The organism is Aeromonas sp. AE23HZ002T15 (assembly GCF_054165525.2).
This window is the reverse complement of sequence record NZ_CM201342.1, coordinates 23,544-43,614: the sequence shown is the minus strand read 5'-3', so window position 1 is coordinate 43,614 and position 20,071 is coordinate 23,544. Positions and strand designations below refer to the sequence as shown.

17 protein-coding genes and 1 other RNA gene are annotated in these 20,071 nt (G+C 63.4%); 5 read left to right on the top strand and 13 right to left on the bottom strand.

The window, feature by feature from the left end; genetic code table 11:
• Positions 1 to 27 precede the first annotated feature (27 nt).
• The 3 genes from ACT5M9_RS00180 to ACT5M9_RS00170 form a co-directional block, all read right to left on the bottom strand.
• Positions 28 to 1,161 (bottom strand): BamA/TamA family outer membrane protein, encoded by a 1,134-nt coding sequence (locus ACT5M9_RS00180; RefSeq protein ID WP_457978819.1) that lies wholly within the window; start codon positions 1,159 to 1,161, stop codon positions 28 to 30.
• 252 nt (positions 1,162 to 1,413) lie between these two features.
• Positions 1,414 to 3,711: an FdhF/YdeP family oxidoreductase gene (locus ACT5M9_RS00175; RefSeq protein ID WP_457978820.1), complete on the bottom strand. Its 2,298-nt coding sequence runs from the start codon at positions 3,709 to 3,711 to the stop codon at positions 1,414 to 1,416.
• Positions 3,695 to 4,471, bottom strand: coding sequence for a formate dehydrogenase accessory sulfurtransferase FdhD (locus ACT5M9_RS00170; RefSeq protein ID WP_457978822.1), 777 nt, complete (start codon positions 4,469 to 4,471; stop codon positions 3,695 to 3,697). Before ACT5M9_RS00170 ends, ACT5M9_RS00175 begins: the two co-directional genes overlap by 17 nt.
• 160 nt (positions 4,472 to 4,631) lie before the next feature.
• On the opposite strand from ACT5M9_RS00170, the gene ACT5M9_RS00165 reads away from it, so the two are divergent.
• A complete protein-coding gene (locus tag ACT5M9_RS00165; protein WP_457978824.1) occupies positions 4,632 to 5,516 on the top strand; it encodes a LysR substrate-binding domain-containing protein in 885 nt (294 codons plus the stop codon).
• 77 nt (positions 5,517 to 5,593) lie between these two features.
• On the opposite strand, the gene ACT5M9_RS00160 is transcribed toward ACT5M9_RS00165, so the two are convergent.
• Entirely contained in the window at positions 5,594 to 6,628 is a 1,035-nt protein-coding gene (locus tag ACT5M9_RS00160; protein WP_457978826.1) for an MBL fold metallo-hydrolase, read from the bottom strand.
• Between the two features lie 524 nt (positions 6,629 to 7,152).
• Here ACT5M9_RS00160 and ACT5M9_RS00155 point away from each other — a divergent pair.
• The 4 genes from ACT5M9_RS00155 to ACT5M9_RS00140 all read left to right on the top strand — a co-directional run bounded on the left by ACT5M9_RS00155 (position 7,153) and on the right by ACT5M9_RS00140 (position 9,907).
• Positions 7,153 to 7,365, top strand: coding sequence for a hypothetical protein (locus tag ACT5M9_RS00155; protein WP_457978828.1), 213 nt, complete (start codon positions 7,153 to 7,155; stop codon positions 7,363 to 7,365).
• A 355-nt stretch (positions 7,366 to 7,720) separates the two neighbouring features.
• Entirely contained in the window at positions 7,721 to 8,485 is a 765-nt protein-coding gene (locus tag ACT5M9_RS00150) for a hypothetical protein (protein WP_457978830.1), read from the top strand.
• Positions 8,486 to 8,847: 362 nt separating this feature from the next.
• On the top strand, positions 8,848 to 9,744 hold the full coding sequence (locus ACT5M9_RS00145; protein WP_457978832.1) for a LysR family transcriptional regulator: 897 nt from the start codon (positions 8,848 to 8,850) through the stop codon (positions 9,742 to 9,744).
• Positions 9,745 to 9,763: 19 nt separating this feature from the next.
• Complete coding sequence (locus ACT5M9_RS00140; RefSeq protein WP_457978834.1) at positions 9,764 to 9,907, top strand: hypothetical protein; 144 nt, start codon at positions 9,764 to 9,766, stop codon at positions 9,905 to 9,907.
• A gap of 477 nt (positions 9,908 to 10,384) precedes the next feature.
• On the opposite strand, the gene ffs is transcribed toward ACT5M9_RS00140, so the two are convergent.
• The 9 genes from ffs to ACT5M9_RS00095 form a co-directional block, all read right to left on the bottom strand.
• Positions 10,385 to 10,481: signal recognition particle sRNA small type (gene ffs / locus ACT5M9_RS00135), an RNA gene on the bottom strand.
• Positions 10,482 to 10,582: 101 nt separating this feature from the next.
• Entirely contained in the window at positions 10,583 to 11,371 is a 789-nt protein-coding gene (locus tag ACT5M9_RS00130) for a sulfite exporter TauE/SafE family protein (protein ID WP_457978836.1), read from the bottom strand.
• 92 nt (positions 11,372 to 11,463) lie between these two features.
• A complete protein-coding gene (gene arcD, locus ACT5M9_RS00125) occupies positions 11,464 to 12,900 on the bottom strand; it encodes an arginine-ornithine antiporter (protein ID WP_457978837.1) in 1,437 nt (478 codons plus the stop codon).
• 385 nt (positions 12,901 to 13,285) lie between these two features.
• Positions 13,286 to 14,047, bottom strand: coding sequence for an SDR family oxidoreductase (locus ACT5M9_RS00120; protein ID WP_457978839.1), 762 nt, complete (start codon positions 14,045 to 14,047; stop codon positions 13,286 to 13,288).
• A gap of 103 nt (positions 14,048 to 14,150) precedes the next feature.
• The gene (gene mmsB, locus ACT5M9_RS00115; RefSeq protein ID WP_457978840.1) at positions 14,151 to 15,083 is read right to left on the bottom strand and encodes a 3-hydroxyisobutyrate dehydrogenase; all 933 of its coding nucleotides are present in this window, start codon (positions 15,081 to 15,083) and stop codon (positions 14,151 to 14,153) included.
• 63 nt (positions 15,084 to 15,146) lie between these two features.
• Positions 15,147 to 16,265, bottom strand: a complete 1,119-nt coding sequence (locus tag ACT5M9_RS00110) for an enoyl-CoA hydratase/isomerase family protein (protein ID WP_457978842.1) — start codon at positions 16,263 to 16,265, stop codon at positions 15,147 to 15,149.
• Positions 16,266 to 16,327: 62 nt separating this feature from the next.
• Positions 16,328 to 17,134 (bottom strand): enoyl-CoA hydratase, encoded by an 807-nt coding sequence (locus tag ACT5M9_RS00105; protein ID WP_438551222.1) that lies wholly within the window; start codon positions 17,132 to 17,134, stop codon positions 16,328 to 16,330.
• A gap of 29 nt (positions 17,135 to 17,163) precedes the next feature.
• Positions 17,164 to 18,321: an acyl-CoA dehydrogenase family protein gene (locus tag ACT5M9_RS00100; protein ID WP_457978845.1), complete on the bottom strand. Its 1,158-nt coding sequence runs from the start codon at positions 18,319 to 18,321 to the stop codon at positions 17,164 to 17,166.
• Positions 18,322 to 18,359: 38 nt separating this feature from the next.
• Positions 18,360 to 19,883, bottom strand: coding sequence for a CoA-acylating methylmalonate-semialdehyde dehydrogenase (locus tag ACT5M9_RS00095; RefSeq protein ID WP_457978847.1), 1,524 nt, complete (start codon positions 19,881 to 19,883; stop codon positions 18,360 to 18,362).
• Positions 19,884 to 20,071 lie beyond the last annotated feature (188 nt).

Sequence of the window (20,071 nt, the reverse complement as noted above, 5' to 3'; positions counted from 1 at the left end):
TACGGCCCCATGAGGGGCCGTGTTACATCAGAAGCTGTAACCCATCTTCAGGTAGATGCCCGAGTTGTCGTCCTTCCCCATGGCGTATTCGAGGTTGGCGACTATGCCCGCCTCGGGCTTGAGCAGGTACTGGACGCCCATCCCCCAGGCCGGATAGACGTTGTCCCTGTCGCCGCAGCCGAGGGATTCCCCGTTCACCCCATCCCCATAGAGGCAGGCGACGCCGGCAAAGGCCGTGGCGGTCCAGCGCTCGGCCAGTTTGTAGCGCTCCTCTACCTCGACGGCAGACATGTGCTGCCCCAGGTACTCCCCCGGGGTGTAGCCCCGCAGGTAGATGGGCGAATAGGAGCCGCTCGGCGCGTTGTGGGAGAACTGGTTGCGGCTGCGCCAGGCGAGCACGTGACCGTCCCCGTGGCCCCAGTAGCCGCGATAATCCACCCGGTAGATGTCGAAGTTCTCCTCACCCCCCAGCGCCTCTCGATAGGCCAGGTTGTTGACGTTGAGATACCAGCCCCTGGTCGCGCTGAAGTCGCTGTCCCGGGAGTCGTGCTGCAACGCCAGCCCCAGGCCTCCCGAGGTGAAGCCCTCCAGCCCCAGATCGTCCAGGATCTGCTGGGACTGGAAGTCCCGCCCCGTCATCTCGTAGTTGGAATAGGCCGCGAGGCCACCGACGAACCAATCCCCCTCCACCCGATAGAGGTAGCGCAGGAAGGCGGAGCGGAAGTTGTCGTTGGTCTCGAGGGGGCGGCCGCTGCCGAGGTAGTCCGCGTAGTCGTTGTTGATGTCGCCGGCGATGAGGCCGCCGACGATGCGGTGGTGATCCGCCCCGAACGACGTCTTGGCGAAGGCGCTGGTGATGAGGGATTCCGAGGTGGTGTACTTGGCCGAGACGGTGAAGAGCGAGGGACGGGACTCCTCGTCGAACTGGTGCAGATAGCCCACCATCAGGCCAGCCGCCGTATCCAGCTTGGGGCTGGAACTCAGCAGCGGCACAAACAGCCAGGGGGAGCGCTCGCCTTGCGCCTTGCCTGGCTCGGCGCCCTCCTTGTCATCCCGGCCGGTCTCCCTCACTTCTGCCGTCTCCACGGGGGCACCATAGACCAGGGGAGTGGCCAGCAGCAGGCCAACGCTGGCCAGATGGGGGAAACAGGCTTTGAACATCAGTAGGATCCGTTGTGAGTGCGTACCCGGGCCTGGCCCTGCCGCACGCGCGTTGTGGGTCGCCGGCTGGCCGCACAGGGGCGCCCTTGGCCGAAAGGGTGCCAGCATAGGGGCAAGCATGGGAGTCAGCTACCTAAAGATGGTTAGCCATACAAGGGACATACAGCTTGGCCAGCCATGAGTTCCGAGTGAGGTGATTACAAAAAAAGACCCCTGCCAGAGGCAGGGGTCCGGGCAGAGACGACGACCGGCTTACAGATTGACGGCGAGGCTCGTCATCACGGCCTGGCTCGGGGCCACCAGCACGGGGATGGACTTGGAGGTGGGGGTGAAAGAGCCCTCCCCTATGCTGTCGATGGCCACCAGGGGATTGGTCTCCGGGTAGTAGGCGGCGATATTGCCCCGCGGGATCTCGTAGAAGATCACGCTGAAACCGCTCACCTTGCGCTCGCGGCCATCGTTGCAGATGGCGCTCATGTCCACTTGCTGCTCCTCGGCGAGCCCCAGCATGCGGGCATCCTCCTCATTCATAAACACCACGTTGCGCCGCCCCTTGATGCCGCGGTAGCGATCGTCCATGCCGTAAATCGTGGTGTTGTACTGATCGTGGGAGCGCAGGCTCTGCAGCAACAGGACCGGCTCCCCCACCATCTCTTCGGCGTGACGGGTGCACTCCGGCAAGATGGAGTCCGGCAAACGGCTCGCCCTGAACTCGGCGCGCCCGCTCGGGGTGTTCCAGCGCAGCAGGGCCGCGCTGTTGTCGAGGTGGAAGCCACACGGCTCCTCGATGCGGCGATTGAAGTCATCGAACCCCGCAATGGTCTGGGCGATCAGATCCCGCAGCACGCCGTAGTCGTCCCGCAGGGCCAGCCAGTCGAGGTGTTCGTTGCCAAGGGTGGCCTCCGCCATGCGCGCCACTATGTCGATTTCGGACAGGCAGAGGGGGGAGACAGGCTCGTTCATGCCGGTGGAGGCGTGCACCATGCTGAAGGTGTCCTCCACCGTGATCTTCTGGATGCCGGCGCGCTGCACATCCAGCTCGGTGCGGCCGAGGCAGGGCAGGATCAGCGCGTCTTGCGTGACCATCAGATGGCTGCGGTTGAGCTTGGTGCTGATCTGCACGTTGAGCTCGCTCCTGCGCAGCGCCTCATAGGTGAAGTCCGTGTCCGGCGCGGCGGCGGCCAGGTTGCCCCCCAGGCACACCAGCATCTTGCTCTTGCCCGCGTGCAGGGCCTTGAGGGCCTCATAGACGTTGTGGCCCGGCGTACGCTTGAGCCCCACCGGGAAGCGGCGCTCCAGTCGATCGATGAAGGCGGCATTGGGTTTCTCGTTGATCCCCATGGTGCGGTTGCCCTGCACGTTGCTGTGGCCGCGCACCGGACACAGGCCCGCCCCCGGTTTGCCAAGCTGGCCGCACATCAGATGCAGGTTGACGATTTCCCGTATGGTATCGACCGAATGCTTGTGCTGGGTGATCCCCATGGCCCAGCAGCTGATCACGCTCTCGCTCCGGGCAAAGATCTTGGCAGCCTGGGTGATCTCCTCACGGCTGAGGCCTGACTGGGCCTCGATCCGTGACCACTCCGTCGCCTTCACCTCGGCCAGATAGTGATCAAAGTGCACCGTGTGCTGCTCGATAAAGGCGAGATCGAGGCGGCTCCCCTCCTCTTCCACTATGTATTTCGCCATGCCGCGGATGGCCGCCATGTCGCCGCCGAGCTTGGGGGTGAGGTACTGGTGGCTGATGCGGGTGGCGGCCGGTGTCAAGAGCTCCGCCGGGCTCTGGGGGCTGGCGAAGCGCTCCAGGGCCACCTCCTTCAAGTTGTTGAAGGAGACGATCTGGCAGCCAAGACGCGCCGCCTTGCGCAGGGCGTTCATCATGCGCGGGTGGTTGGTGCCCGGGTTCTGGCCGAACACGAAGATGGCCTTGGCGGCGTCGAAGTCCTCCAGCACCACTGTGCCTTTGCCGATCCCGACGGACTGGATGAGCCCCACTCCGCTCGCCTCATGGCACATGTTGGAGCAGTCGGGGAAGTTGTTGGTGCCATAGAGGCGGCCAAACAGCTGATAGAGGTAGGAGGCCTCGTTGCTGGCGCGGCCCGAGGTGTAGAACTCCACCTCATCCGGGCTAGAGAGGCTCTTGAGCTTGGCGGCGATGATCCCGAAGGCCTCGTCCCAACTCACCGGCTCGTAGTGATCGCTCGCCGGGTTGTAGCGCAGGGGCTCGGTCAGCCGCCCCTGGTATTCCAGCCAGTAGTCGCTCTGGGTGGCGAGACGGCGCACCGAGTGTTCGGCGAAGAAGTCCGCCCCCACCGTCTTGCCGGTAGACTCCCAGGCCACCGCCTTGGCGCCGTTCTCGCAGAACTGGAAGGCCCCCTGCTTGTTGTCCCCCCAGGCGCAGCCCGGGCAGTCGAAGCCATCGGTCTGGTTGACCCGCAGCAGGTTCTTGATGTTCTGCCGGGTCTTCTGGCTGCGCAGCACCTGCTTGAAGGTGGACTGCAGGGAGGAAAAACCGCCGGCCTTCGCCGGTTTCTCAATATGGCTGGACATTGCGTTCTCCGATCTGATCCCAGGCGCTGTAGTAGACAGGCGCGTCGGATCTGGGCACGTGGATAAGGTTCAGGTGGTACTTCAAGGCCAGTCGCACGGCGAGCTGGCTGGGGGAAGCGAGGCTGATGAGGTGCGCGGCACCAAATTGCACCGCCTTGTGAATGAGTTCGCTGCCGCAGCGACTGGTGATGACCAGGGTGTGGCAGCGATCTGGCTGGCGCAGCTGCATGCCGATGAGCTTGTCCAGCGCATTGTGGCGGCCTATGTCTTCCCGGCAGGCCAGGATCTCGCCCTCTTCCCCGAGTGCCAGGGCGGCATGAAGCCCCCCGCTCTGGCGGGCCTTGCTCTGCCAGGGGGCGATGCGCTCGCGCAGATTGAGCAGGCTGCCGGCAGCGGGAGGTGCGCTTGGTGTCAAGGGGGTCAGGGCCGGCAGCGCATGTTCGATGGCCTCGACCCCGCAGATGCCACAGCCGCTCGCCCCGGTGAGACGGCGCTTGCGACGGCTGAGCTCGGCGAGGCAGCGGTTGGCGATGGTGACGTCGAGCACCATGCCCTGCTCGGAGGGGACAAGCTGGATGTCGTGTACATCATGATTGCCCCCGATGATCCCCTCTCCATACAGAAAACCGATGGCGAAGTCGTCGAGATCATCCGGGGTAGCCATCATGACGGCGTGGCTGATGCCGTTGATATTGATGGAGATGGCGGCCTCTTCCACCAGTTCGTCCATCCTCGGCAACCACGAGTTGTGCGGGTCCATGCGAAGCGCTTATAAAATGTATTCGGGCCTCAAGTTTAGATAACCCCGCGCGTCAAAACCAATGAAACAAATCTATACATCAATAGAAGAGTTCTATTGCCACAAGTATATTGATTGATTAAATTTGTCACTCATTTCGGCCATACCACTGAGGCTCCCGATGAATATCAAACAGTTGCACTATTTTTACGAGTTGGCCCAGCATCGGCACTTCGCCAAGGCGGCCAAGGCCTGCTTCATCACCCAGCCCACCCTGTCCGCCAGCATCACGTCGCTGGAAAAATCCCTCGGCACCGAGCTGGTGGTACGCAACAGCCAGTTTGTGGCCCTGACCCAGGCGGGCGAGATAGTGCTGCGCCACGCCGAACGCATGCTGCAAGAGCAGGATGCGATGCACCAGGAGCTCAGCCTGTTTGGCGGCGAACTCTCCGGTACCCTGCGCATCGGCATGGTGCCTCAGTCGAGCATCGACATCATGCCCCTGCTCAAGGGCTTCAACGAGGCCTACCCCAGGGTCGGACTGAGGCTGTCTGTGATGACCCACGAGACCCTGCTCGAGCAACTGGACCTGCACCAGATCGATCTGGGACTCGGTTTCGACGAATTGCTCACCGACCACCAGCGCCGCAACCTCGCGGTGCAACAGCCTCACCCCAACCCCATGGCGCTGCTGGGCCCCTTGCCCGGCCATGATGAGCGTCCTCAGGACGAGCCCCTGCAACTGGCGGACTTGCAGGGGATCCCCCTGATCCTGCCGAGCAGCACCATGCAGTTTCGCCGCTACTTCGACGAGGCCGCCGCCCGCCAGCAGCTGAGTTTCAGGGTAGTGCTGGAGACCGACTCCCTGTTCCACCTGGCCAACGGGGTGAGTCACGGGCTCGGCTACGCCGTGGTCAGCGCCAGCATAGCCGCCACCGCCCTGCGACTGTTTCAGCTACCCTGGCGCCCCCTGGCAGACGCGGCGGCCGGCACCACCGCCTTCATCACCCGCAAACACAGCGTCACCCCCGCCATACGCGCCTTTCTCGCCCTCCCCCTGATCTGAGCGGCAATCCAGCAAGGCCCTCGCCGACCGGCCTGGCCTCTCACCTGACGCGAGCCAACTCCAGCGACCAGCCCCCGCTACAAGGATTCTCGCCACCAGGAGCTGCCCTGGTGGGGGGCCAGCATCGCCAGCGGCTCTCCCATGAGGGGGGTGGTCAGCGAGATCTGCTGCTCGGCGGCCAGGCGGCTTATCTGCTCCAAGGGATCGTCCCAGCGGTGCATCGCCAGATCGAAGGTGCCGTTGTGGATGGGATAGAGCCATTTACCGCGCAGGTCGTGAAACGCCCTAGCCGTCTGCTCCGGCATCATGTGCACATGTTCCCAGCGTTTGTTGTAGGCACCGGTTTCGACGAAGGCCACATCAAAGGGGCCGAACCGCTCCCCTATGGTCTTGAAGCCATCAAAGTAGCCGCTGTCACCGCTGAAGAAAATATTGACCTCCTCGCTTCGGATCACCCAGGAGGCCCACAGGGTCTGGTTGCCATCCCCGAGGCCCCGGCCGGAGAAGTGCTGGGCCGGGGTGGCGATGAACTCGACGGCGCCGACCCGGTATTGCTGCCACCAGTCCAGCTCAGTGACTTTCTGCGCCGGCACGCCCCAGGCGATGAGCCGGGCCCCCACCCCGAGCGGCGCGATAAACTGCCCAGCCTTCTCTTGCAGGGCCAGCATTGTGCCGTGGTCGAGGTGATCGTAGTGATCATGGGAGAGGATCACCGCCTCTATGGGGGGTAGCTCATCGAGCGCGATGGGAGGCGCATGCCAGCGCTTGGGGCCAAACCAGGAGACCAGGGAGGCGCGCTCACCAAACACGGGATCGGTCAGCCAGAACTTCCCGGCGAGCTTGAGCAGCAGGCTGGAGTGACCCAGACGCCACACGCTGTTGTCGGGAACCGCCAGCAGGCTCGCCAGGCTCATCGCCTGTACCGGGATGGCTCTATCGGGCACGGTATCCGCCGGCTTGTTGAACAGAAAATCCCGCCAAAGCCCCACCCCTTCCCAGAAGCCACGCGCGGGCCAGGTCCTGGCATTGCCAAAGCGCCCATCCCTGTATTGCGCCGAATCGCCGTAGGCGGGCAGCGCGGGTTTGAGTACATACGAAACGATACCGGCCATCATGACCCCTATTAGCAGTAACAGACATCCCAGGCGCAGCCAGGGCTTGTTTGAATAAACCGATGATGAGTGCATCCATCCCCTTCCTCGCCAGCCCCCTCTCTCCATCTGCGGGCTTGCTACCAATCCGCTGGCACCCTTGCCAGCACATGCCGCAGGGCCAGACCACTGCCCCTGCTAGCACAAGGCCCGGCAGGCTCGATGGCTGAACTCTCGATGGCAGGGGTCTCGGCGGTTGGACTATAGAGGGGAAAGATATCCCTATCTAGATGAAGGCAGGATGTATGAGTCACAACCCGATGTTGTGAACAAGCCGCCGAGGCGGCAGGATCCCCCTGGCACTGGATTGACAATCTTTTTTTAAAATTAATCAAAAGGCAACATGGTTGAATTGGTGGCAGATTTCCGCCAACCGGCCTCCTATGGCTACGGCTCCCATCGGCCTCACCCCTTTGCGCCCCGACCCGCTGAACTAAACTGACTATCCGCAAGTCCAGCCCGTTAGCTGGACAGAGGAAGTAGTCATGAAGACGTTGAAACTTGCGCTGCTGATAGCCGCACCGCTATTGCTCGCGTCCTGTTCCTCCTCGGATGTCATCCCCGGAGAACCGCCCGCCGCAGGCGGTGAGCCCCCATCGGCTGGGGACCATCCTTATGGCAAAGGAGGGGGCCGCAATAACTTTGCCGCTACCCTGCCGCTGCATCACCCACAGAACATGGACGCTTTAACAGATTAAGTGCACTGCCCTGGCTGCTTCCCCAGGGCCTTCTCACTGCCCTCCCATGCTGCATGTCAACCGCTCGACCCGCATCGGCCACAGAGCCTGGTGCCCGGTTCCGGTTCGCCCGACCCTTTCCCTGCACCGACCGTCGGCCCGACTTGCCTGTGTGATGATCCCTCAACCCGGTCAATAACGGGTCACGGCAATCGACCCCCAATAAACAGGGACCACGACGGCCGCTCCCCGGCGTATATCAGCCCTTTTCCATGGAATTGTTCACCATGGGTGAACTTTGATATCAGATTACCGATATTTCAGTGAAGTAACCTTGCCCCTAGACTGCTCATCGAACCTTAACGAGGAGTCTCATATGAAATTCACCAAAATCGCTCTCCTGGCCTCGGCCATCGCCTCCGTTGTCTCTGCCAACGGGTTTGCAAAGGATGTCGTCTCACTGCAATTCAGCGATGGCCGCGCCGAAATAAGAGGGGTGGAAGCCGTCAATGCGGTGCTGAACCCCATCGGCGTCAACGTCGTCACCATCGACATACCTGATGTGGCGCAGCCGCTGCTGAAGAGCTCGGAGACCCGGGCATTGACCAGGGCGGAACACGACTTCCTGATCAAGACGTTCAACCTGAGCCAGTCACAGCTCCTCGAGCAAGCCAGACTGGCAGGCCGTGAACCCGCGGTGAAAGGCGGCGGCGTCATGACCGAGGAGACCGGTGTTGGCCCCTATCCCAAGGTCTATGACATGAAGGCGCTGGACGACACAACCCGCAGCGCCGTGCTGGAAAAATATGGCCGCATGCATGTCAACTCCGCAGAGGATGGCACCGATATCGACGAGGTGATGACGGTCGTCAACGGCGGGCCCTTCCGCTGGGGCTTCACCCTCAAAGACGGCAGCATTGCGCGCTTCCAGATTGAACGAGTGGGGCTGGCGGACAAGGCCGTCCGAGTCAGTTATCACGGACTCGGCATGCATGCCGGACTCATGGACGCCAGGCAAGGGCTGATGGTTGCCTTCGCCCATGGTCCGAAGGCGTTCACCATGCGTTATGAGGCCGACGTACCTCACGCCGAACTGCTCGGCACCAACCCCTGGGCCCATGAGCTGGACAAGGTGCAATAGTCCCCCTCACTGCGCGTTGGCGGTCAGGCTCAGGCCTTGCCGCCTTTTTTATGTCCGCCTTCCGAGCGCCAGTCCCTCCTTCTGCGCCAGGACTGAGAACACCCGCCCCCGCCTTGGCCACCCGGCGAAGTCAGGTTGCGCTCATCGAAAGAGAAGCTTGAGTATCCCGGCGACAAATCAGATCCCGCCGGGATCGGCTGGCGTGCCCAAGCTCTGCTGCCGGCTCTCCTCGCAACATATCGCCTTATAGCGGCCATCCACTCATGGCGAACGGAAATGGTCCCTCTTGAAGCTCATATTATGGTGAACAAAGCCGGCGCAATGGTTATGATAATTTACCAACAGTGAATGAATGAGGGTGGATGATGAACAAGATCACGGCGCTGAACGTCTTTCGCAGGGTGGTGGAGATGGGCACCTTCAAGGCAGCCGCGGATGATCTCAGCCTCTCTCAGGCCGCGGTCAGCAAGAACATCAACGAGCTGGAAGAGTTCCTCGGCATCGCGCTGATCAACCGCACCACGCGGCGGATGAGTGTGACCGAAGCCGGCATGGTCTATTACGGCCAGATCTGCAGCGTACTGGACAACCTGGACGCCGCCGATCAATCCATCATGGCCTCCTCCTTCACCCCCAAAGGCAGGCTGAGGATCAGCGTCCCCATGTCCTATGGGCTTATCACCATCAACCCGCTTATCTGCGCGTTCAAAGGCCGCTACCCGGAGATCAGCATCGAGGTGATCCTGAGCGACACCTATGTGGATCTGATTGATCAGGGGATCGATGTGGTGATCCGGGGGGCTGGCGCACTGGACGACTCCACCATGCGCTCCAGACCACTGTGCGAGGTGCGGCGGGTGCTGTGCGCGGCCCCCGACTACCTGGCGAAGGCGGGCCAGCCAAGACAGCCGGAGGATCTCAAGGCACACAACTGTCTGGTCTACAGCCTGTCATCCTCACCCCGCAAGTGGTTCTTTAGCCGGGGTGAGGAGAGCACGATGGTGGAATTGCGCCCGGCCACGTTTTCCGCAAACAATGGCCTGGCCCTGAAACAGGCGGCCGTTCAGGGGCTTGGGGTGATCCTAGTACCGGCCGAATTCGTCTCGGCGGAGCTCACGGACGGCGCCCTGGTCGAGCTGATCCCCGAGTGGCGACCGGATACCCACGCACTGTTCGCTGTATACCCGTTTCATAAGGAGCAGTCCCAGAAGGTGCGGCTCTTCATCGACTTTATCGCTAAGGCGCTTCAGTCACGGTGACCCTGGCCAGCGTCACTCCGTGAACGCGCTCTCTTTGGATGCCTGCCGCTATGGCTATGGCTATGGCTATGGCTATGGCTATGGCTATGGCTATGGCTATGGCTATGGCAGGATGGTCGCCAGCACGGAGGGGCAACCCCTGGATAGATGCCGATCGACATGACGTCACCCGATGTGACCACATCATCAACTGCATCGCCTCCCTCCCCTCACCGCTCCTGATGGCGAGCCTCCCCGCACTTTCCTCCCCCGCAATCCGCTCAGGTGCGGCATCCGTGCCCCATCGCCCTTATGCAAGGCCGGGGTTGCAAGGCAGCGTGAACCATCCGCGTTATGGGAGCTGCATCCGCCGGGATAAGGATATTATTCGGGCTTTCAGGCGGAGGCCTAGCAACGCATGCAGATACAAGGTGCTTGATGGCAGGGACTGTACTTCGTATACGAGGGTGACTCTACCCCTTCACTGTGAGTACTGGGTATCAGGGAGACGATTCGGCAATACCCGATCCCTTGGAGAGAGGACCTGAGATCACGATGAAGACGCCGAGCTATCCACAAGGAGTGGATGACCAAGAGGTCTGGAGAATAAAACGGAGGAATGAGAGGAGGTAAATGATTGATCTACAGAAACAAGTGGTGGCCCTACCAGCCACATCCCGGCACTCGAGTCCCCCGCCTTGGCTGCTACCTTCCGGTCCTGACCAGGTCGACGGGTTATCAATGCGAGAGGACCAATAGGACCACCGGCGAGGAGAATAGGCAAACTGGCCGGTCAATGCAACGGCTTTCTGCCTAGGGCCGAACCGTTCGCCTGCTTTTTCGGCAATTTGCCAATAAATCAGCTAAATAGCATGAATTTCGCCCCCACCACCAGCATCAGCAGGGCGAAGGCCTGCTTGAGCCGCTGGGGGGAGAGGCGGTGAGCCAGCCTGGCACCGAGGCGGGCGAACTGGGTGCTGGTGAGTATGATGCCGAGCAGGGCCGGCAGGTAAACAAACCCCAGGCTCCACTCGGGCAAGTCGGCATGACCCCAGCCGGCGTAGAGATAGCTGAGGCTGCCCGCCAGGGCGATGGGGATGCTGCAGGCGGCGGAGGCTGCCACGGCGCTGCGCATCGGCACGCTGTTCCAGGTCAGGTAGGGCACCGTCATGGAGCCGCCACCGATGCCAAAGAGCGCCGACAGCCAGCCGATGATGGTGCCCGCGATGCCGGTGCCGGCGGGGCCTGGCAGGGTGCGCTCCGCCTTGGGCCTGAGGTTTAGCCCCATCTGCAGCGCCATGGTCCAGGCGAAGCAGCCGATGATGATGTTGAGGGTGCTGGCGCTCAGCAGGTTGGCGGTCATGCCGCCGAGCCAGGCACCGATCAGCATGCCGGCCCCGAGCCGGCGGATCAGGGTCCAGTCCACCGCCCCCGCCTCCCGGTGCGCCCGCAATGAGCTTATCCCGGTGAAGATCATGGTGGGCAAGGAGGTGCCGAGCGCCAGATGGGTGACGATCTCAGGCGCCACCCCTTGCGCATGGAAGCTCAGCACCAGTACGGGCACTATGATGAGCCCGCCGCCGATACCGAACAGACCGGCCAATATGCCCGCGAAGGCCCCCAACACCAGATACCCCAAAAACAGCATAAAAATTCCTTCCCAATCGGTGCGACAGCGTTTTTATCTTATTGCGCGCATAAAAAAAGAGATGGCCCCGGGCCATCTCTTCATTGTGCCGATTAATGCAAGGGAATGGTACCGTCCATCACCTTGTAGAACGCCAGCACGGCGCAACCGAGCAGGGCCGCCGTCATCCCCTGCTCCAGCCGGTTGAGACTGCGCAGGCCGTGATGCTGGCGCGCCTTCCAGTAGATGAAGATACCCGGGCTGTAGAGCAGCGCCACCAGCAGCAGGTATTCCACCCCGGCGGCATAGACCAACCAGCAGCCGTAGACGGTGGCCACCAGCGCCAGCAGCAGGTCGCGCTTGCGCTGATGGGGCTGGTTCTCATAGGTCTCCCCTCTCAGGGCCAGCTTGAGGCCATAGGCGCCGGAGAAGACGTAGGGCACCAGGGCCGCCGAGGTGGCGATGTTCACCAGGGCCAGGTAGGTGCTGTTCTGGAAGTAGATGATGATGAGGAAGATCTGCACCAGACAGGTGGAGCACCAGAGCGACACCTGGGGGGAGCCGTTCTTGTTCTCCTTGGCGAACCAGGCCGGGAAGACCCCGGTCTTGCCGGCGATGTAGGGTACTTCCGCCGCCAGCACTGTCCAGCTCAGCAGGGCCCCCATCACGGAGATCACCAGGCCGATGTTGATGAGCCAGGCACCCCATGGGCCGACCACGGCCTCCAGGATCATGGCGGTGGACGGATTCTTGAGGGCGGCCAGTTGCGGCTGGTTCATGACACCTAGGGAGAACAGGGTCACCATCACGTAGAGCGTCAGGGCGCCGAGCAGAGCCAGCACGGTGGCACGCCCCACATCCTTGCGATGACGGGCGCGGGCGGAGACCACCACGGCCCCCTCTATGCCGATGAAGACCCAGAGCGTCACCTTCATGGTGGACTTGACCTGATCCATCACGGATCCCAGTTCACCACTGCCCTGACCCCAGAAGTCCAGGGTGAAGGTCTGCATGTTGAAGGCGAGCAGGATGGCGACGCAGAACACGATGAGCGGCACCATCTTGGCGATGGTGGTGACTATGTTCACCAGGGCCGCGACCTGGATCCCGCGCAGCACCAGGGCGTGTACCGACCAGATGAGCAGGGAGGCGAGCGCGATGGCCACCGGGGTGTTGCCGTCACCGAAGATGACGTTGTCCGGGGTGTCGAAGAAGTAGCTCAGGGCGCTGAACACGACGATGGCGTAGGAGACGTTGGCCAGCAGCTGGCAGAGCCAGTAGCCCCAGGCGGCGTTGAAGCCGATGAAATCGCCAAAGCCCGCCTTGGCGTAGCTGAAGATACCGCCGTCGAGATCCGGGCGGCGCATGGAGAGGTTCTGGTAGACCAGGGCGAGGCAGATCATGCCGACCCCTGTGATGGCCCACCCCAGGGCGACGGCCCCGGCGCTGGCATGTGCCGCGATATTTTGTGGCAGACTGAAAACCCCGGCGCCGACCATGGAGCCGATCACCAGCGAGATGAGGGCACCTAGCCCCAGTTTCTTGTCCATCTCAATCCTGTTTGATTAGGCGCTGGCAGAGCATCCGTATTCATGCGACGCGCGACATGGGAGGGGCAAAGAGTCCGTACCCCGTGAAAAAGGCGGCAACTATATTGCATGACTATTCCGACCGCAATCCTTCGTAGCGCCAATCATGCACCGTCTTGACCGCGCGCAATTCTACAGCACTCACTCACGACGCCTGTGAGCTGGTTCAAATTAAGAGAGACCCGTTGATATTTCACGTTTTTCCATGACGTTGCCCCCATTTTCCGGAAAAGGACCTGCATGGCTATTCACGCCGTCTGAATGGGTACATATGAAGCCCGATTGGGAATATTCCATAAAAACGCCCCGGCAAGCGGGGCGCAGTGAAGGGGATGAGTCAGGGCGCTCAGAGCCGCAGGCCGCCGTCCAAGTCGATCACCCGCCCGGAGAGGTAGTCGTTGGCGAGGATGAACTGCACCGTCTGGGCCAGCTGGGCCCCCTGCCCCAGGGTGCCGACCGGGATGGCCTGCTGCATGCGCGCCATGGCCTCGGGTTTCATCGCCGCCGTCATGTCGGTGGCGAACACCCCGGGGGCTATACCCATCACCCGGATCTGGTGGCGGGCCAGCTCCCGCGCCCAGGTCACCACCAGAGAGGCGACCCCCGCCTTGCTGGCGGCATAGTTGCTCTGACCGATATTGCCGGCACGGGCGATGGAGGAGATGTTGATGATGACGCCCCCCTGCCCCCCCTGGGCCATCAGGGCCGCCCCCTCCCGGCCGCACAGGAAGGTGCCGGTAAGGTTGACGTCGATGACGGATTGCCACTGGGCCAGGCTCAGCTTCTCCACCAGTTCGCCCTCTTTGACCTTGATCAACATGCCATCCCGCAGGATCCCGGCGCAGTTGATGAGGCCATGCAGAGTGCCAAACTGCTCCCTGATGGCGGTGAAGGTCGCCTCCACCTCGGCCTCATCAGCCACGTTGCAGACAAAGAGCGCACAGCGCCCGTCCCGGCTGCGCAGCTCGGCTTCCGTCACCTCCAGATCCGTGCGATTGACGTCGATGAGAGCCAGTACGGCTCCCTGCGCCGCGAGGCAGAGGGCGATGGCGCGGCCGAGCCCCCGCCCGGCCCCGGTGATGGCGATGACCCTGTTGTTGATATCCATAAGTGATCCTCGTGCTTGAGCAGATTGAATGGCAATGGGTTCGACAAAACAGCGCGGCCATTGAATGCAGTCAGTGCCGCGAATAAGGGATGGAGACGCCCGCTCAACCCTGCTGGGGCTTGTCCTGGGCCTTCTCCAGATAGAGTTCGAGAATGCTGGAGAAGTCCTTGCTCCCCTGACCCTGGCCCGCATGCAGGTTGAACAGGTTGCGGGCAAGGGAACCCATGGGCACGGCGCTGTGGGCATGCTCGGCGAGCGTCATGGCCAACCCCAGGTCTTTCACCATCAGCCGGGTCATGAAGCCCCCCTGATAGCCGCGCGAGGCGGGGGCATTCTCCATCACCCCGGGCCAGGGGTTGTAGCGCTCCAGGCTCCAGTTGTTGCCCGAGCTCTTGCCCATGATGGTGGAGAGGACGCTCGGATCCAGCCCCTCCTTCACCCCGAGGGCCAGCGCCTCGGCGGTACCCGCCATGTGGATGGCCAGCAGCATGTTGTTGCACATCTTGGCGATCTGGCCCGCCCCCAGGGCGCCGGCGTGGAACAGGTTCTGCCCCATGTGAGCCAAGATAGGCTTGGCCGCCTCGAAGTCGGCCGCCTCGCCGCCGACGATGAAGGTGAGGGTCCCCGCCGTGGCCCCCGCCACCCCCCCCGATACCGGAGCATCGATGAAGCGAATGCCGCGCCCCTTCGCCGCCGCCCCCACCTGACGGGCCGAGGCCACGTCTATGGTGGAGCAGTCGATCACCAGGGCGCCCGCCGGCAGGGCGGCCAGCAGATCCTGCCCGCCCCTCTCCCCGGCACTCTCCCCGAGCCAGAGCCCGCGCACATGCTCCCCCGCCGGCAGCATGCTGATGGCCACATCACAGCCGCTCACCGCCTCGCGGGCGTAGCCCGCGGCGATGCAGCCGGCCGCGATCGCCTTCTCCACACTCTCCGGCATCAGGTCGAACACCTGCACCGTGTGCCCCGCCTTGGCCAGGTTGGCGGCCATGGGGCCCCCCATGTTGCCGAGTCCGATAAACCCTATCCTTGTCATGCTTTGCTCCTTGCCCTGTTCCTTGTATAGCGGCTTGGCCTATCCGCGAGCCGCCTCGATAGATCACCCTTGGAGGGGGTCGCTCACCAGAGGGTTCACCCCTTCCGGCCAGCGGTAGAATGCGTCAAGCCACTCCTCGCCAGGCTGGGGCGCCAGCCAGCGCGGTGACTGGTCCTTGTCGATGAGCAGTGCCCTCACCCCTTCCACGAAGTCCCCCTTGAGCACGCAGTTCACCGACAGGGCCAGCTCATCGGCAAACACCTCGGCCAGCGACTGGCGACGGGCCTGCCAGTATTGGCGCCAGAGAATGGCGCGGCTGATGGGGCTGCCTGTGAGGCAGGTCTCCCTGGCCCGGGCCAGGCTCGCCTCCCGCTCGGCCTCAAAGTGGGCGCCGCTCAGCTGGGCCAGCACCCCTTCCAGAGAGCGCCCCGCCAGCAGGACATCGATCCTCGCCTGATGAGGCAGGAACACAGGGGACGGGAAATCAGCATCCACCTCAGCCTGCAAATGCCTTAGCAGCCAATCTATCTGCTGGACAGGCTCCTGTGACCAGTTGATCCCGGCGAGCCGGGGCAGCAGCTCGGCCCGCTCATGGCTCTCCATCCGGTGATCCGCGAGCCCGAGCCCGATGGCATCGGCCCCGTTGAAACGGGCACCGGTGAGGCCAAGCCAGAGCCCGAGCCGGCCCGGCATGCGGCTCAGGAACCAGCTGGCCCCCACATCCGGGTAGAGGCCTATGGTCACCTCCGGCATGGCGAACAGGCTCTTCTCGGTCACCACCCGAAATTGGGCGCCGGCGAAGAGGCCGATGCCGCCCCCCATGCAGATGCCATCCGCCACGCAGACGAGGGGCTTCTTGTAGCAATGGATCTGGTGATCGAGCCGATATTCCTGCTCGAAGAAGTCGCGGGCATAGGCGAACAGCTCATGCTCACCGACCTCCTGCTTCTGGTAATAGAAGGAGCGGATGTCGCCCCCTGCGCAGAATGCCTTCTCCCCCGCCCCCTGCAGCAGAACGCAGACTACGGCGGGATCCTGCTCCCACTCGGTGAGGGCGGCCTGCAGCCGCTGGATCATCGGCAGGCTCAGGGCGTTGAGGGAGGCGGGACTGTCGAGGGTCAGCACCCCAATCTGGCGGCCGTCGAGGGTGGGATACAGGGTCGTGCTTACCGGTTCATGCATGTTCAACACCGAGTTCAAACGAAGTGCCACCCGGGTCGGGATGGCAGAAAACGGGGACGGGCTCACTCATGATGAGCCCCGTTGGTCTTGGGGGTGGCGCCATAATGCCAGCGGGCCGGGCGCTTCTCCAGGAAGGCGGTAACCCCCTCGCGCTGGTTCGCATCCGCAAACAGCTCGAGGAAGAGGCTGCGCTCCAGCGGCAGGGCCGCATCCCGCGGGCCGGTGCGACCCTGATTGATGAGATTCTTGCAAGCGCGCAGGGCGCTCGGGCTCTGGCGCTCCACCTGCTGGGCCATCTGCGCCGCCGCCGCCCAGGCCTGCCCCTCGGGGACCACCTCCTCCACCAGGCCTATCTCCCTTGCCCGGCTGGCCGTGACCTTCTCGCCACAGAGGATGAGCCGTTTGGCCCAGCCCGGTCCCACCAGTTCGGTGAGGCGCTGGGTGCCGCCGGCGCAGGGCAGCAGACCCACCGAGGCCTCCGGCAGACCCATCTTGGCCTGCTCTTCGGCGATGCGGATGTCACAGGCCAGCGCCACCTCCAGGCCGCCTCCCATGGCATAGCCATTGATGGCGGCGATGCTGACGCCGTGGAAGCGGGCAAGGGCCTCGAAGGCGCGGCCGAAGGCCTCAGCCACCTCGCGGGCGTGATCCGGGTTGCCGTCGGCAAACATCTTGAGATCGGCGCCGGCGCAGAAGAACTTCTGCCCCGCCCCGCGGATCACCAGGGCCACCACGTCGGGGCGGCTGTCCAGCTCCACCATCATCTGCAGCAGGGCCTGCAGGCTGGCCAGGGTCCAGGTGTTGGCGGGGGGATGATCGAAGGTGATATAGGCCACGTGACCGTGATACTCGAGCCTGATCCTTGTCATTGTCTTGTCCTTGTCAGTCACTGTGCCCGTCACTCCAGCGTCAGGCCGGGATCGGCCAGCAGGCGGCGGGCGATGATGAGTCGCATGACCTCGTTGGTTCCTTCCAGGATGCGATGCACCCGGGTATCGCGAAGGTAGCGCTCCAGCGGGTATTCGCGGATATAACCATAGCCGCCAAAGAGTTGCAGTGCTTCGTCGCACACTCTGTGGCCCACGTCCGTCGCCAGACGCTTGGCCATGGCGCACCAGGCGCTCTTGTCCGGGCTCCCCCTGTCCAGCTTGTCGGCGGCCTGACGCACCAGCAGCCGCGCGGCGGCGAGCTCGGTGGCCATGTCGGCGAGGCGAAACTGCACGCTCTGGAATTCGCCGATGGGGCGACCAAACTGCTGGCGCTGCTGCACATGAGCCAGGGCATCGTTCAGCGCCTGCTGGGCCGTGCCCACCGAGCAGGTGGCGATGTTGATGCGCCCCCCATCCAGGGCCTGCATGGCGAACTTGAAGCCTTCCCCCTCCTCCCCCAGCCGGTAACAGGCGGGAATGCGCACCCCGCTGAAGTTCACCTCCCGGGTGGGCTGGCTGTTCCAGCCCATCTTCTCCTCCGCCTTGCCATAGCTCACCCCGGGCGTGTCTGCGGGCACCATAAAGGCGGATATCCCTTTTGCTCCCTCGCCGCCGGTGCGGGCCATCACCACCAGCACCTGAGTGCTGCCCGCCCCGGAGATGAACACCTTGCTGCCGTCGATGAGGTAATCCTCTCCCTCTCGCAGGGCGCGGGTCTTGAGGGCCGCCGCGTCCGAGCCGGCCCCCGGCTCGGTGAGGCAGTAGGAGCCCAGCAGCTCGCCGCTGGCGAGGCGCGGCACCCATTCTCTGGCAACCTCTTCCGGCAGCCAGGTTCCCAGCATCCAGCTCACCATGTTGTGGATGGTCAAGTAAGCCGTGGTGGAGGTGCAGCCCATAGATAGGCGCTCGAAGATGAGGCAGGCATCCAGCCTCGGCAGGGCCAGTCCGCCGTACTGCTCAGGGGTATAGAGGCCGCAAAAGCCGAGCGCCGCCGCCTCCCTGATGGTGGCGACGGGAAACTCGTGCTCCCTGTCCCAGCGGGCGGCATGGGGCTTGAGCGCCTCCTCGGCGAAGGCACTGGCGGCCTCCATGTAGGCCTGTTGATCCGCGGTCAACGTAAAATCCATCTTGTTTGCTTCCTTCTTGTCTTGGCCGTGAACACCGCTTAACGCAGGTGGATGGTCATGTTGGGGCCGCCGGGAATGTCTTCGTCGAACCAGCGCTCGGTCACCGTCTTGGTCTCGGTGTAGAAACGCACCGCCTGCTTGCCGTAGGCGTGCAGATCCCCGTAGAAAGAGCCGCGCCAGCCGGTGAAGGAGAAGAACGGCAGCGGCACCGGGATGGGCACGTTGATCCCCACCTGGCCCACCGCCACCTCGTGGCGGAACTTGCGGGCCGCGGCGCCGCAACCGGTGAAGATGGAGGTCCCGTTGCCGTAGGGGTTGTTGTTGATGAGGGTCAGCGCCTCGTCCAGGCTCTCCACCTCGAGGCAGACCAGCACGGGGCCGAAGATCTCCTCTTTATAGATGCGCATCTCCGGGGTCACGCCGCGAAACAGGGTGGGTCCCACCCAGTTGCCCACCGGGTAGCCCGGCACGTCGCAGAAACGGCCATCCAGCAGGCACTCGGCCCCCTCTTTTATGCCCGCTTCGATGAGGCCTTCCACCCTGACTTTTGCCTCCGGGCTGATAAGGGGACCATAGGCGGCCTCTGGATCGTGCCAGATCCCCGGTTTCACCTTGGCGAACTCGGCGGCGAGCGCCGGGATCCACTCCCGCGCGCTTCCGACGAATACCGCCACGCTGATGGCCATGCAGCGCTGGCCGGCGGCCCCCACCCCGGCCCCTACCAGGTTGCCGAGCACCTGGCCCTTGTTGGCATCCGGCATGATCACCATGTGGTTCTTGGCGCCGACGAAGCACTGTGCCCGCTTGAGTTGAGAGGTAGCGGTGCGATAGACGTGAGCGCCGACCCTGGCCGAGCCCACGAAGCTCACCGCCTTCACGTCCGGATGGTTGAGCAATGCATCCACCTGCTCGGCGCCCCCGTGCACCACGGAGAGGATGCCCTTGGGCGCCCCCGCCTCGGCGAACAGCTCCGCCAGGCGCATGGGGGTGAGGGGATCCTGTTCCGAAGGCTTGAGCACGAAGCCGTTGCCGCAGGCCACCGCCAGCGGAAACATCCAGAGCGGGATCATGGCCGGGAAGTTGAACGGGGTGATCCCCACGCACACCCCCAGGGGTTGTACCCAGGAGTGGCCATCGACCCGGCGCGCCACGTTGCCCATGGTCTCCCCCAGAGTCTGGCTCGCGATGGAGCAGGCCTGCTCCACCACCTCGATGCCGCGCCACACATCCCCCTTGGCATCCGCGAGGTTCTTGCCGGTCTCCTGGGCCAGCAGGGCCGCCAGCTCGTCGTGATGCACTTTCAGCAGGTGCTGGTAGTTGAACATGACGCGCGCCCGCTCGGAGGCGGGTACCTCTCGCCACTGTAGATAGGCGTCGTGGGCCGTGCGCACCGCGTGCTCTATCTCGGCCGGGGTGGCCTTGGGTACCCGCGCCAGCAGGCTCTGATCCGCCGGATTGGTGACCTCTATCCACTGCTCGCTGGCGGATGGATAAGCCTCCCCCCCGATATGGAGGGGCAGATCCCCGAACCGGGTTTGCGGGTGACCGCTGTGGTTGGTCATGACGCCCTCCTCCCGTTGACGGCGATCTGGATATGGAGCCCGGTTCCATGGGCGACGTGCTGGGTGCAGTTGTGGATCATCTTGCTCACTCCCTGGATTCGACCGCCTCCCTGGATATCCCCTTGCGGTTGGCGGCCAACGAATTTACCTTAGACTAACAATTCATTTACGTTTACGCTAACGTAAAC

Bases quoted from the DNA above. Each gene is read 5' to 3' on its own strand.
- ACT5M9_RS00180 (WP_457978819.1), bottom strand. From the start codon at position 1,161: ATGTTCAAAGCCTGTTTCCCCCATCTGGCCAGCGTTGGCCTGCTGCTG.
- ACT5M9_RS00175 (WP_457978820.1), bottom strand. From the start codon at position 3,711: ATGTCCAGCCATATTGAGAAACCGGCGAAGGCCGGCGGTTTTTCCTCC.
- ACT5M9_RS00170 (WP_457978822.1), bottom strand. From the start codon at position 4,471: ATGGACCCGCACAACTCGTGGTTGCCGAGGATGGACGAACTGGTGGAA.
- ACT5M9_RS00165 (WP_457978824.1), top strand. From the start codon at position 4,632: ATGAATATCAAACAGTTGCACTATTTTTACGAGTTGGCCCAGCATCGG.
- ACT5M9_RS00160 (WP_457978826.1), bottom strand. From the start codon at position 6,628: ATGGCCGGTATCGTTTCGTATGTACTCAAACCCGCGCTGCCCGCCTAC.
- ACT5M9_RS00155 (WP_457978828.1), top strand. From the start codon at position 7,153: ATGAAGACGTTGAAACTTGCGCTGCTGATAGCCGCACCGCTATTGCTC.
- ACT5M9_RS00150 (WP_457978830.1), top strand. From the start codon at position 7,721: ATGAAATTCACCAAAATCGCTCTCCTGGCCTCGGCCATCGCCTCCGTT.
- ACT5M9_RS00145 (WP_457978832.1), top strand. From the start codon at position 8,848: ATGATGAACAAGATCACGGCGCTGAACGTCTTTCGCAGGGTGGTGGAG.
- ACT5M9_RS00130 (WP_457978836.1), bottom strand. From the start codon at position 11,371: ATGCTGTTTTTGGGGTATCTGGTGTTGGGGGCCTTCGCGGGCATATTG.
- arcD (WP_457978837.1), bottom strand. From the start codon at position 12,900: ATGGACAAGAAACTGGGGCTAGGTGCCCTCATCTCGCTGGTGATCGGC.
- ACT5M9_RS00120 (WP_457978839.1), bottom strand. From the start codon at position 14,047: ATGGATATCAACAACAGGGTCATCGCCATCACCGGGGCCGGGCGGGGG.
- mmsB (WP_457978840.1), bottom strand. From the start codon at position 15,083: ATGACAAGGATAGGGTTTATCGGACTCGGCAACATGGGGGGCCCCATG.
- ACT5M9_RS00110 (WP_457978842.1), bottom strand. From the start codon at position 16,265: ATGCATGAACCGGTAAGCACGACCCTGTATCCCACCCTCGACGGCCGC.
- ACT5M9_RS00105 (WP_438551222.1), bottom strand. From the start codon at position 17,134: ATGACAAGGATCAGGCTCGAGTATCACGGTCACGTGGCCTATATCACC.
- ACT5M9_RS00100 (WP_457978845.1), bottom strand. From the start codon at position 18,321: ATGGATTTTACGTTGACCGCGGATCAACAGGCCTACATGGAGGCCGCC.
- ACT5M9_RS00095 (WP_457978847.1), bottom strand. From the start codon at position 19,883: ATGACCAACCACAGCGGTCACCCGCAAACCCGGTTCGGGGATCTGCCC.